Genomic DNA, 11,658 nt, shown 5'->3' with positions numbered 1-11,658 from the left:
AAGCCCGTGTGAGCCTCTTGGAGCCCCTTCCCGGATATGGGGAGTCGGACGGCGACGGTTCAGGGCGCCACAGGCGGACTCAGCTACCGGCAAACCGCCATTAGTGTCAGCGATACCGGTAGACTGGTGGACAGTCCCGCTTCTGTCGCGGGACACGTCGATTAGATGCCGAACGACGCAGCCGCTCCCGCCATGCCGGTGAACGGCTCGTGCTGTGCCAGAAAGGGCGCTTCGTGGCCGATTCCGGCAACCCCAACGAGAACACTCCGTCCACCCCTGCCGGTGGGAACGGCGAGGTCACAGCCTCGTACGACGCCAGCGCGATCACCGTCCTCGAGGGTCTGGACGCGGTCCGCAAGCGCCCCGGCATGTACATCGGCTCGACCGGTGAGCGCGGACTCCACCACCTCGTCCAAGAGGTCGTCGACAACTCCGTCGACGAGGCCATGGCCGGCCACGCCGACACCATCGACGTCACGATCCTCGCCGACGGCGGCGTACGCGTCATCGACAACGGCCGTGGCATCCCGGTGGGCATCCACCCCGTCGAGAAGAGGCCGGCCGTCGAGGTCGTCCTCACCGTGCTGCACGCGGGCGGCAAGTTCGGCGGCGGCGGCTATGCCGTCTCCGGCGGTCTGCACGGCGTGGGTGTCTCCGTGGTGAACGCGCTGTCCTACAAGCTCGCCGTCGAGATCAGGACGGACGGTTACCGCTGGACGCAGGAGTACAAGTCGGGCGTCCCGACCGCGCCGCTGGAGCAGCACGAGGCCACCACCGAGACCGGCACCTCGGTCACGTTCTGGGCCGACGGCGACATCTTCGAGACGACGGAGTACTCCTTCGAGACGCTCTCGCGCCGTTTCCAGGAGATGGCCTTCCTCAACAAGGGCCTGACCCTGACTCTGACCGACGAGCGTGAGTCGGCGAAGGCCACCGCCGGCGCGGAGACGGGCCAGGAGCCGGAGGACCTCGAGCAGCCGGCCCGTACGGTCAAGTACCACTACGAGGGCGGCATCGTCGACTTCGTGAAGTACCTGAACTCCCGCAAGGGCGAGCTCATCCACCCCACGGTCATCGACATCGAGGCCGAGGACAGGGAGCGGATGCTCTCGGTCGAGATCGCGATGCAGTGGAACTCGCAGTACACGGAGGGGGTCTACTCCTTCGCGAACACGATCCACACGCACGAGGGCGGCACCCACGAGGAGGGCTTCCGCTCCGCACTCACGGGTCTGGTCAACCGGTACGCGCGCGAGAAGAAGCTGCTGCGCGAGAAGGACGACAACCTCTCCGGCGAGGACATCCGCGAGGGTCTGACCGCGATCATCTCGGTCAAGCTGGGCGAGCCGCAGTTCGAGGGCCAGACGAAGACGAAGCTGGGCAACACGGAGGCCAAGACCTTCGTGCAGAAGGTCGTCCACGAGACCCTGACCGACTGGTTCGACCGCAACCCGAACGAGGCCGCGGACATCATCCGCAAGGGCATCCAGGCGCAGACGGCCCGCGTCGCGGCCCGCAAGGCACGCGACCTGACGCGTCGCAAGGGCCTGCTGGAGTCGGCGTCCCTGCCGGGCAAGCTGAGCGACTGCCAGTCCAACGACCCGACGAAGTGCGAGATCTTCATCGTCGAGGGTGACTCGGCCGGCGGCTCGGCCAAGTCCGGCCGTAACCCGATGTACCAGGCCATCCTGCCCATCCGCGGCAAGATCCTGAACGTCGAGAAGGCGCGGATCGACAAGATCCTCCAGAACACCGAGGTGCAGGCGCTGATCTCGGCCTTCGGCACCGGTGTCCACGAGGACTTCGACATCGAGAAGCTCCGCTATCACAAGATCATCCTGATGGCGGACGCCGACGTCGACGGCCAGCACATCAACACCCTGCTGCTGACCTTCCTGTTCCGCTTCATGCGGCCGCTCGTCGAGGCGGGTCACGTCTTCCTCTCGCGCCCGCCGCTGTACAAGATCAAGTGGGGCCGGGACGACTTCGAGTACGCCTACTCCGACCGCGAGCGCGACGCCCTGGTCGACCTGGGCAAGCGGAGCGGCAAGCGGATCAAGGAAGACTCCATCCAGCGCTTCAAGGGTCTCGGCGAGATGAACGCCGAGGAGCTGCGCATCACCACCATGGACCAGGACCACCGAGTGCTCGGCCAGGTCACGCTGGACGACGCGGCCCAGGCCGACGACCTGTTCTCGGTGCTCATGGGTGAGGACGTGGAGGCGCGGCGCTCGTTCATCCAGCGCAACGCCAAGGACGTTCGCTTCCTCGACATCTGAGTCGGTCTCAGCTGACCGTACGAAAGGACTGAAGACCAGCAATGGCCGACGAGAACACCACAGTGACGCCCGAAGAGGAGCCCATCGTTCCGGGCGTGGGCATGCGCGTGGAGCCCGTGGGGCTCGAGACCGAGATGCAGCGCTCGTATCTCGACTACGCGATGTCCGTCATCGTCTCGCGTGCGCTGCCGGACGTGCGGGACGGACTCAAGCCCGTCCACCGCCGTGTGCTGTACGCGATGTACGACGGTGGCTACCGGCCCGAGAAGGGCTTCTACAAGTGCGCCCGCGTCGTCGGCGACGTCATGGGCACCTACCACCCGCACGGCGACTCCTCGATCTACGACGCCCTGGTCCGCCTGGCCCAGCCGTGGTCGATGCGGATGCCGCTGGTGGACTCCAACGGAAACTTCGGCTCTCCCGGCAACGACCCGGCTGCCGCCATGCGGTACACCGAGTGCAAGCTGATGCCGCAGTCCATGGAGATGCTCCGGGACATCGACGAGGAGACCGTCGACTTCCAGGACAACTACGACGGCCGGAACCAGGAGCCGACGGTCCTGCCGGCGCGCTTCCCGAACCTGCTGGTCAACGGCAGCGCCGGTATCGCCGTCGGTATGGCCACCAACATCCCGCCGCACAACCTGCGCGAGGTCGCGTCGGGCGCGCAGTGGGCGCTGGAGCACCCGGACGCCTCGCACGAGGAACTGCTCGACGCGCTCATCGAGCGGATCAAGGGCCCGGACTTCCCGTCCGGCGCGCTCGTCGTGGGCCGCAAGGGCATCGAGGAGGCGTACCGCACGGGCCGCGGCTCGATCACCATGCGCGCGGTCGTCGAGGTCGAGGAGATCCAGAACCGCCAGTGCCTGGTGGTCACCGAGCTGCCCTACCAGGTCAACCCGGACAACCTCGCGCAGAAGATCGCCGACCTGGTGAAGGACGGCAAGATCGGCGGCATCGCCGACGTCCGTGACGAGACGTCTTCGCGCACCGGCCAGCGCCTGGTGATCGTGCTGAAGCGCGACGCCGTCGCCAAGGTCGTGCTGAACAACCTGTACAAGCACACCGACCTGCAGACGAACTTCGGCGCCAACATGCTGGCGCTCGTCGACGGCGTGCCGCGCACCCTGTCGCTGGACGCGTTCATCCGCCACTGGGTGACGCACCAGATCGAGGTCATCGTCCGGCGCACCAAGTTCCGGCTGCGCAAGGCGGAGGAGCGCGCGCACATCCTGCGCGGTCTGCTCAAGGCACTGGACGCGATCGACGAGGTCATCGCGCTGATCCGGCGCAGCGACACGGTCGACGTCGCACGAGAGGGCCTGATGGGCCTGCTCGAGATCGACGAGATCCAGGCCAACGCCATCCTCGAGATGCAGCTGCGCCGACTGGCCGCCCTGGAGCGCCAGAAGATCGTGCAGGAGCACGACGAACTGCAGGCGAAGATCAACGAGTACAACGCGATCCTCGCCTCCCCGGAGAAGCAGCGCGGCATCGTCAGCGACGAACTCGCCGCCCTCGTCGAGAAGTTCGGCGACGACCGGCGCTCCAAGCTGGTGCCCTTCGACGGTGACATGTCCATCGAGGACCTGATCGCCGAGGAGGACATCGTCGTCACGATCACGCGTGGCGGCTATGTGAAGCGCACCAAGACCGACGACTACCGCTCCCAGAAGCGCGGTGGCAAGGGCGTGCGCGGGACGAAGCTCAAGGAAGACGACATCGTCGACCACTTCTTCGTCTCCACCACCCACCACTGGCTGCTGTTCTTCACCAACAAGGGCCGGGTGTACCGGGCCAAGGCGTACGAGCTCCCGGACGCCGGCCGTGACGCGCGCGGCCAGCACGTCGCCAATCTGCTGGCTTTCCAGCCGGACGAGCAGATCGCCGAGATCCTCGCGATCCGCGACTACGAGGCCGCGCCGTACCTGGTGCTCGCCACCAAGGCCGGTCTGGTGAAGAAGACGTCCCTGAAGGACTACGACTCGCCCCGTTCCGGCGGTGTCATCGCGATCAATCTCCGGGAGACGGAGAGCGGCGACGACGACGAACTGATCGGTGCGGAGCTGGTGTCGGCCGAGGACGATCTGCTGCTCATCAGTAAGAAGGCGCAGTCGATCCGGTTCACGGCGACCGACGAGGCGCTGCGCCCGATGGGCCGCGCGACGTCGGGTGTGAAGGGCATGAGTTTCCGGGAGGGCGACGAACTGCTCTCGATGAATGTCGTCCGGCCCGGTACGTTCGTGTTCACAGCCACCGATGGCGGGTACGCGAAGCGGACCGCTGTCGACGAGTACCGCGTCCAGGGCCGCGGCGGCCTCGGTATCAAGGCCGCCAAGATCGTGGAGGACCGTGGGTCCCTCGTGGGCGCGCTGGTGGTCGAGGAGTCCGACGAGATCCTGGCCATCACGCTCGGCGGCGGTGTGATTCGTACGCGAGTCAACGAAATCAGGGAGACGGGCCGTGACACCATGGGCGTCCAACTGATCAACCTGGGCAAGCGCGATGCCGTCGTCGGTATCGCTCGCAACGCCGAGGCCGGTCGCGAGGCCGAAGAGGTCGAAGCGGCCGTCGAGGCCGAAGGGACCGAGGAGGCCGCCGTCGAGGCGACGGCCGAGGCGGCAGCCGAGGGCACACAGTCCTCGGCCGGGGAGCACGAGGAGTAAAGCGTGAGTGGAGCCACGGGCGCCGGACCGGCAGCATCCGGAGCGAACGGTGCCCGTGGCCCTGCCGCGGACTCCCAGGGGGCCACAGTGACGGACACCCGGGGGCAGCAGCCCCCGTACCAGATGTTTGGCGGCGAGCAGCCTGCCCCTCAGCAGGCCGGCCAGCCGTACCACCCTCCGCAGGCGTACCCGTCGCCCGGCGGGACCCAGGGCGGCCAGCAGCAGCCTGCCCAGCCGGCCGGCGCGGGTTCGGGTGCCGCGGTGCGCAGGCCGCGCACAGGGGCCCGTACGACGCCGCGTACGCGCAAGGCGCGGCTGCGGGTGGCGAAGGCCGACCCGTGGTCGGTGATGAAGGTCAGCTTCCTGCTGTCCATCGCGCTCGGCGTGTGCACCGTGGTCGCGGCCGCGGTGCTGTGGATGGTCATGGACGCGATGGGCGTCTTCTCGACCGTCGGCGGGACGATCAGTGAGGCGACCGGCTCGAACGAGAGCAACGGATTCGACCTCCAGTCGTTCCTGTCGCTGCCGCGGGTGCTCATCTTCACGTCGGTGATCGCGGTGATCGATGTGGTGCTCGCCACAGCGCTGGCGACGCTCGGAGCGTTCATCTACAACCTCTCCGCCGGTTTTGTGGGCGGTGTCGAGCTCACGCTCGCAGAGGACGAGTAGCGCCGCGGAGGGGTCCTCGGATTCCGATTTTGGCGCTGCACCGCGTGTGCGCTAATCTTCAGAGGTCAGCGCGCAGCGCGGCGGGGCTATAGCTCAGTTGGTTAGAGCGCATCCCTGATAAGGATGAGGCCACAGGTTCAAATCCTGTTAGCCCCACAGTACGAAGAACCCCGGTCAAATTCGACCGGGGTTCTTCTGCGTCCACGGCCTTCCTCGGCCGAGGAACGGATCTTTCGGAAGGTCGGCGGGCGCGACTGCCGCCTCTGGCTGGTCTTCTTCCACAACGGGTGTGGAGAAGCCGGCTCGCCTCCGCGGGCTCGCACGGCCCTGACGCTCGCGTCTTCGACCCGCTCCGGGTTTCCGGCTGTGCCGGCCTCGCTCGCGGGCGGGTGGCCCTTCATCTTCGCCAGGGCAGTGTCTCGATCGCGGCGATGTCGCCGGCGGCGAGGAGTCCGAAGAGTCGCAGGACTTCCTCGCGGCCGACCGCGCGCATCAGAGCCGGGATCACCGAGTCGTGCCCGGTGTTCTCCCACAGCAGGAGGCCACTGGCGAAGGCGCTGAGGGACCAGCCGGACTCGTGTGACATCGACACATCAGGATGCTCGTCGTCGGCCTGCGCCAGGCCGTCCAGAACCTGCCGCACGGTCCGCGGGTCAGGGGCATCAATCGTCCCGCCCATGACGTCGTACATGAAGTAGCTCATGGCGTCGATCACCTCATGCTTGATCACACGACAGGCGTCCGCGTGACGTCTTTTGAACCGTGCTCCAAGGCACCGGGCACCGGCACTGAGTCGCTTGGACCGACCGTCGCGTCGCGTCTGAGCGATCTCCGGCACCCTGGAGAAGTCGCTGGGCGAGATCAGGTCCGAATGCTGTCAGTCCCACAGCGACGACGGGCCCGGCGGAGAATCTCCGCCGCGCCGGCGCTTTGTGTGCTGCGCGAGTTGGGGTGCCGCCGGTGCCGCCGGGCGTAGGTCACCGATCGGTATCGGTCGGTGTGTATAGTCGGGCGCCAGAAGTCCTCATACGTCAAGGAAAGACGAGGTCGCGCGGTGAAGAAGCTTCTCCTGGTCGCACTGGCCGCCATCGGCGGGCTCCTCGTGTACCGCCAGATCCAGGCGGATCGCGCCGAGCAGGATCTGTGGACGGAGGCGACCGACTCCGTGCCCGCAGGTTCGGGTGTGTGAGACGCAGCGTTTCCTGGACATGAGCCCCGGCCGCCGTAGCGGCCGGGGCTCTGTGCTGTCCCGGGGTACGGGTGCCGCTGTCCGAGGGAAGGCCACCGCACGTCATCGACCGTGACGGGACCCACTGGATTTCGCTTATGCGAATGAATTGCTTGCTGTAGCGAAGTGTGGGTCGCTCGGTCCGTCGGGGCAGCGGACAACGGGGACGATTCGCCCGCACGCGCAGACAGCGGAGCGGAGTCCGGGGCAGGATGGTCCGGGCCACGGTCGCGTGGTGCCGGGCGGCGCGGCCGTCCAGGCCCGGCCGTGGTGTCGTTCCTGGTGCGGCGAGGAGCACGGCGGCCCCAACCCGCCCGGCTACCCGGCGGACCCATCGACCACAAGGAGAAGCGCGTGAAGAGGCAGCGCGGCAGGGCCCGGGTGGCGCTGGCCGGGGCGGCGGCGTTGTGCGCGGTGGCGGCGCTGCCGGGGCAGTCGTGGGCGGCGGGCAGGCCGAGCCCCTACGTCTTCGACACCGGGGCCAAGCCGGTGAAGGGCACACCCGTCAACATCAACGGCCCGCGGCTGACGGCCGGTTCGGTGTACAAGGACTCGATCGAGCCGGGTGAGAAGCGCTACTACCGCATCGACCTGGACGCCCGGTCCAACGCCTATGTGTCGGCGGTCGCGGTCCCCCGGCTGGGCACCAAGGTCACCTACGCGGACGAGCTCAAGGTATCCATCGAGGACACCTCGGGCACCGAGTGCAGTGACGGCGAGGCCAGGTTCGGGTCGGCCGCCTACGCCAGGCCGGTGGCCGATTACGCGAGTCGCAGGATCGAGAAGGACAGCAGCAGCTGCCAGGAGGCGGGGGCGTACTACGTGCTCCTGGAGCGGGACTCGGACGCTGGGTCGACGCCCGAGCCGTGGGACGTGGAGCTGCGCTTCGCCTCCGAACCGGCGCTGAAGTCGGCAGGGCCCACCGCGGCTCCCGAGAACTGGCCCTCCGCGTCGCCCGCGGCGCCGGCCGGTGGTCCGCAGCAGCGCCACGGGGGCACGAGCTTCCACGACTCGACCAGTCTGAAGCAGGGCGAATGGCAGGACAGCATCAAGCCTGGCGAGACGCTCTTCTACCGGGTGCCCGTCGACTGGGGCCAGCAGCTCTTCGCCGGAGCCGACCTGGCCAACAGCCCCAGTGGCGACGCGACGAAGAGCGTCACCAACGCCCTGGTGCTCGCCCTGTACAACCCGGCGAGGGGCTTCGTCGACGACGAGTCGGGCATGTACTACGACGGCAAGCAGAAGTCGATCTCGCTGGACCCGCTGGCTCCCGTGGCGTACGAGAACCGCTACAGCTCCGCCGACGCCACCAGCGCCATGCGGTTCGCCGGCTGGTACTACCTCTCGGTCACGCTCAGCCCGGAGATCGAGGAGGCGTACGGGAGCGACGCCGTCCCCCTGACGCTCCGCGTGAACGTCAAGGGGAATGCGAAGGCGGCGCCCGCGTACGCCGGGCCGGCCGGTGACTTCCGTGTCACGGACGACGATCAGGCGGCCGCGGAGAGCGGTGCGAGCGCCGAGGAAGCGGCCAAGAGCGACACGATGATGGTCGTCGCGGCCGCCGGGATCGGAGCGGGGACCGTGCTGGTGCTCGGGCTCGGCGTCTGGACGCTGCTGGCACGGCGCCGGGCGCCGGAGGAAGCGGCGCAGGCCGTCTTCTCCGTGCCGGTCCAGGGCGGCCCACAGGGACCGGGTCAGGGCGTGGGGCACGGACCCGCCCAGGGCTACGGGTACGGGCAGTACGGGCCCCCGCCGGGGCAGTAGCCTCCGGCCCGCCGGGTGGGCGTCACCGGCCTGCGGCGACCCGCCGGCGGCCGCACGGCCCCTGGCCGGCGAGGCTGTGTCCGTCGACCGTTGGCGGGGAGCCGAAGAACCGTCCGGCGACCACAGGACAGGGCAACACGGCTCCTGCCGGGCGTCCGTAGGACGGGGGCGCGGAATCAGACCTGGGTCAGCGCCCAGATCCCGACCGCGAAGCACAGCACAGCGACGAGCAGTACCGGGACCGCGACCTTCGGGGGCGGTCCCGGTCGCTTTCCCGTGCCTGACGGTGGAACCTGCGGGCCGTGAGCGGTGTAAGTACGGGTAGAGGGCCCGCCGTACGACGCTGCCGGCGGCTGATGGGGGGAGGCGGCATGCGCAGTGACAGCATCGGCGGCCGGCACATGGGCGGGTACGCCCGGAGCGGGACCGGCCGGACCCGGGACCGGGGGCGCAACGGGCACGGGAGCAGGGGTGGGCTGAACTCCGGCGGGAGAGGCGGGCGGAGTGTGGGGCCCGCCGGCGTGCGGCAGCGGGGAGGGCTGCTGCTGTGGTGGCGGTGCCAGATGGAAACTGCCCGTCTCCGAAGGGGGAGAAGGCGGCTGCGCGGCCGTGCTCCGGTCGGCGGCCTGCTGCGGCGTCTGCGGCCCGTCCGGTCCGAAACCGGCGGGAAGCGGACCGATTTGGTCGAAGATCTCGACGGGCTCCTCGCCGGGCGGCGGCTCGGGAAGCAGGTCCACGGCCGCGGTGAGGGCCTTGCGCGCACCTGTGGCGGTACGGAACCGTGCCTGGGGATCGGGCTGGAGCAACCCTGCCAGTACCTGCCAGAGCGGCTCCGGAACGCCCTGGGGAGCGCTCGGTGTGCCGTGGGCCGCGAAGTGCTCGACCAGGGCCTGGGAGTCGGGCTTGCGCCCCTGGAGCAGATAGAGGCCGACCAGGCCCGCCGCGAACAGGTCGGCAGTGAAGTCGGGCTCCGCGCCGAGCATCTGCTCCGGCGCGAAGTAACCCGGCGTTCCCACCACGTAGTTGGTCTCGGTCAGCCGGGGCTCGCCCTTGCGCATCGAGATCCCGAAGTCGGAGACGCGCAGGTGCGGCCGCCTCTTTCCCGTCGCCTCCATCAGGATGTTGGCCGGCTTGATGTCGCGGTGGACGACACCCTCCGCGTGGACCGCGGCGAGTCCGGACAGCAACTGGTCGAGCAGGGTGCAGACGAACCGCGGTGGCAGCGGCCCGTAGTCACCGATGACATGGGCCAGCGAACCACCGCTCACCAGGTCCATGGTGAACAGCACCTTGTCGTCGTCCGCGGCCCAGCTGGCCGGAGCGAGCACATGGGGATGGTCGATGCGCAGCGCCTGCTCGCGCACGAAGCGGAGCAGCGTGTGCGCATCGCTCTGCTGGAGGACCTTCGCCGCCACGTACCGGCGACGACGGTGGTCCCAGGCGCGCCAGACGGCGCCGACACCACCACGCCCGATCGGATCGATCAGTTCGTACCGACCAGCGAAGACCTCACCCATTGCGCTGCGCCAGCTCCCCGTTCCTCATGGAGGCGACTGCCCGCCTCGTTCAGCTCTGGTGCGACTCGAAGTGCGAGACCGCGTCGGCCGTGCGCCCGGCGCCGTACACCCGGAGGAACTCTGCCAGCTCCGGGTGCGTCGGGGCGAGCGAGTCCGCCGCATCGATGATGTCGCCCGCCGCCGCGACGGAGCGCAGCAGGGACTGGATCTCACGCACCACGCGACGGACCGTCGGCGCCCCCGTGCCGCTGGTCGACGGGTTGGTGCTGGTGAGGACCGAGCCGCCCTGCGACTTCTTGATCTCGTCCATCCGCGCGGTCGCCTCCACGGCACTCACGCTGCCGTCGGCCACCTGACCGGCCAATTCCTGGAGGGCCTGGACGCGTTGGACCACCGCCGGGTTACCGATCTTGGCCCGCTGGCCGCTCATCAGCTGGGAAAGCATCGGAGCCGAGAGCCCGAGGACGCCGGCGAGTCGGGCCTGGTTGAGCCCCAGGTCATCGATGAGACGACGGAAGAGAGCCCCGAGGGGCTCCCCGTACCAGCTGCGCTGCAGTTCCCTGGCTCTTGCGGTCGTTTCCTGCTGCGCTGCGTCCATTGCGTCTCCCCATCGCTTCCCCAAGCGGCTTCGCTGCTGCGAACCTTGTGCTGCATCTTACGGAGCGTGGTCGGTGACGGGGAGTCCCGGCCGGAACCCCGATTTTTTTGCAGGATCACGGGGGTGACCCGGTACTCTTGTGCACGGCGGTTGCCGGGGCACGGTTGTCCACGGCCCTTCCGTCGTTCCGGGGCCTTAGCTCAGTTGGTAGAGCGCTGTCTTTGCATGGCAGATGTCAGGGGTTCGACTCCCCTAGGCTCCACAGCATGAAGAGGTCCCCCGACCGGGAAGCCGGTCGGGGGACCTCTTCGTTGTTCCCCCCGGCGCTCAGCGCCGGGGCCCGGCTCCCGCCTGATCCGTTGCCGGCCCCACCTTGATCTGTGGCCTGCCCCGCCCTCACCCGTGGCCGGGCCCGGGACCGGCCCTCGCCCCGAGCCGCACCGCTTACTCCTGGGCCGCCCGCGCCCGTTCTCGCCGGGGTGCCCTCTGATTCCTTTCCGGCACCTTCATGCCTGTTTCCGGGCGCTGCACCATGCTGCACGAGCGGCTGCAGCAAGCTGACACTGCTTTCCCTTCTGGCGCCCCTGTCCCACTGGCAGTCTTCTCGTACAGGCAAACGGGCCGGGAACAAAAACCCGGAAAGTCCAGTAGGGGGAAATCATGAAGAAGAACACCGCGCTCCGCGCCGCAGGCGCTTTCTTCCTCGTCATCGGCGGTCTCGCGATCGCCGCCGCTCCGGCGCAGGCGAATGAGGCTCCCGGTGCGGGTTCGGAGATTTCCTCCTCCATCACCTGGCAGACCTCGGCACCCGTCCCGGCCGACGGTTCCATCACCTGGCAGAGCCCGGCTCCCGACGCCTCCGTCCTCGATTCCATCACGTGGCAGGTCGTGGCCCCGGGCGTGCAGGCCGCCAACGACTCCATCACCTGGCAGTAAT

9 protein-coding genes and 2 tRNA genes are annotated in these 11,658 nt (G+C 68.6%); 8 read left to right on the top strand and 3 right to left on the bottom strand.

Features of this window, described 5'->3' with window-relative positions; translation table 11 throughout:
- Nucleotides 1-209: 209 nt before the first annotated feature.
- The 4 genes from gyrB (at nucleotide 210) to SPRI_RS18605 (ending at nucleotide 5,770) form a co-directional block, all read left to right on the top strand.
- The gene (gene gyrB, locus SPRI_RS18620; RefSeq protein ID WP_037774188.1) at nucleotides 210-2,279 is read left to right on the top strand and encodes a DNA topoisomerase (ATP-hydrolyzing) subunit B; all 2,070 of its coding nucleotides are present in this window, start codon (nucleotides 210-212) and stop codon (nucleotides 2,277-2,279) included.
- A gap of 41 nt (nucleotides 2,280-2,320) precedes the next feature.
- A complete protein-coding gene (gene gyrA / locus SPRI_RS18615) occupies nucleotides 2,321-4,945 on the top strand; it encodes a DNA gyrase subunit A (RefSeq protein WP_053557107.1) in 2,625 nt (874 codons plus the stop codon).
- Nucleotides 4,946-5,032: 87 nt separating this feature from the next.
- Nucleotides 5,033-5,614 (top strand): DUF3566 domain-containing protein, encoded by a 582-nt coding sequence (locus tag SPRI_RS36500; RefSeq protein WP_063805351.1) that lies wholly within the window; start codon nucleotides 5,033-5,035, stop codon nucleotides 5,612-5,614.
- Between the two features lie 82 nt (nucleotides 5,615-5,696).
- A tRNA-Ile gene (locus SPRI_RS18605) sits at nucleotides 5,697-5,770 on the top strand.
- Nucleotides 5,771-6,011: 241 nt separating this feature from the next.
- Here the strand turns inward: SPRI_RS18605 and SPRI_RS18600 are convergent.
- A complete protein-coding gene (locus tag SPRI_RS18600; protein WP_050791525.1) occupies nucleotides 6,012-6,344 on the bottom strand; it encodes a hypothetical protein in 333 nt (110 codons plus the stop codon).
- A 324-nt stretch (nucleotides 6,345-6,668) separates the two neighbouring features.
- Here SPRI_RS18600 and SPRI_RS39415 point away from each other — a divergent pair, with 324 nt between their 5' ends.
- Together SPRI_RS39415 and SPRI_RS18595 are read left to right on the top strand one after the other, a co-directional pair.
- Complete coding sequence (locus SPRI_RS39415; protein WP_003958712.1) at nucleotides 6,669-6,803, top strand: DLW-39 family protein; 135 nt, start codon at nucleotides 6,669-6,671, stop codon at nucleotides 6,801-6,803.
- A gap of 393 nt (nucleotides 6,804-7,196) precedes the next feature.
- Nucleotides 7,197-8,606, top strand: a complete 1,410-nt coding sequence (locus SPRI_RS18595; RefSeq protein ID WP_005314939.1) for a hypothetical protein — start codon at nucleotides 7,197-7,199, stop codon at nucleotides 8,604-8,606.
- A 176-nt stretch (nucleotides 8,607-8,782) separates the two neighbouring features.
- Here SPRI_RS18595 and SPRI_RS18590 read toward each other — a convergent pair whose 3' ends face one another.
- Together SPRI_RS18590 and SPRI_RS18585 are read right to left on the bottom strand one after the other, a co-directional pair.
- On the bottom strand, nucleotides 8,783-10,123 hold the full coding sequence (locus tag SPRI_RS18590; protein ID WP_005314936.1) for a serine/threonine-protein kinase: 1,341 nt from the start codon (nucleotides 10,121-10,123) through the stop codon (nucleotides 8,783-8,785).
- Nucleotides 10,124-10,172: 49 nt separating this feature from the next.
- On the bottom strand, nucleotides 10,173-10,721 hold the full coding sequence (locus SPRI_RS18585; RefSeq protein WP_005314933.1) for a helix-turn-helix domain-containing protein: 549 nt from the start codon (nucleotides 10,719-10,721) through the stop codon (nucleotides 10,173-10,175).
- A gap of 189 nt (nucleotides 10,722-10,910) precedes the next feature.
- Between SPRI_RS18585 and SPRI_RS18580 the strand changes: the two genes are divergently transcribed.
- Both SPRI_RS18580 and SPRI_RS18575 read left to right on the top strand, forming a co-directional pair.
- A tRNA-Ala gene (locus SPRI_RS18580) sits at nucleotides 10,911-10,983 on the top strand.
- Between the two features lie 398 nt (nucleotides 10,984-11,381).
- The gene (locus SPRI_RS18575) at nucleotides 11,382-11,657 is read left to right on the top strand and encodes a hypothetical protein (RefSeq protein ID WP_005314932.1); all 276 of its coding nucleotides are present in this window, start codon (nucleotides 11,382-11,384) and stop codon (nucleotides 11,655-11,657) included.
- Nucleotide 11,658 lies beyond the last annotated feature (1 nt).

The organism is Streptomyces pristinaespiralis, from assembly GCF_001278075.1.
GTDB classification, from domain to species: Bacteria; Actinomycetota; Actinomycetes; order Streptomycetales; family Streptomycetaceae; genus Streptomyces; species Streptomyces pristinaespiralis.
The sequence above is the reverse complement of the archived record's forward strand: the minus strand, read 5'-3'. Positions and strand labels throughout refer to the sequence as shown.

Coding starts and splice junctions, on each gene's coding strand:
- gyrA (WP_053557107.1), top strand. CDS start 2,321: ATGGCCGACGAGAACACCACAGTGACGCCCGAAGAGGAGCCCATCGTT.
- SPRI_RS18590 (WP_005314936.1), bottom strand. CDS start 10,123: ATGGGTGAGGTCTTCGCTGGTCGGTACGAACTGATCGATCCGATCGGG.
- SPRI_RS18585 (WP_005314933.1), bottom strand. CDS start 10,721: ATGGACGCAGCGCAGCAGGAAACGACCGCAAGAGCCAGGGAACTGCAG.
- SPRI_RS18575 (WP_005314932.1), top strand. CDS start 11,382: ATGAAGAAGAACACCGCGCTCCGCGCCGCAGGCGCTTTCTTCCTCGTC.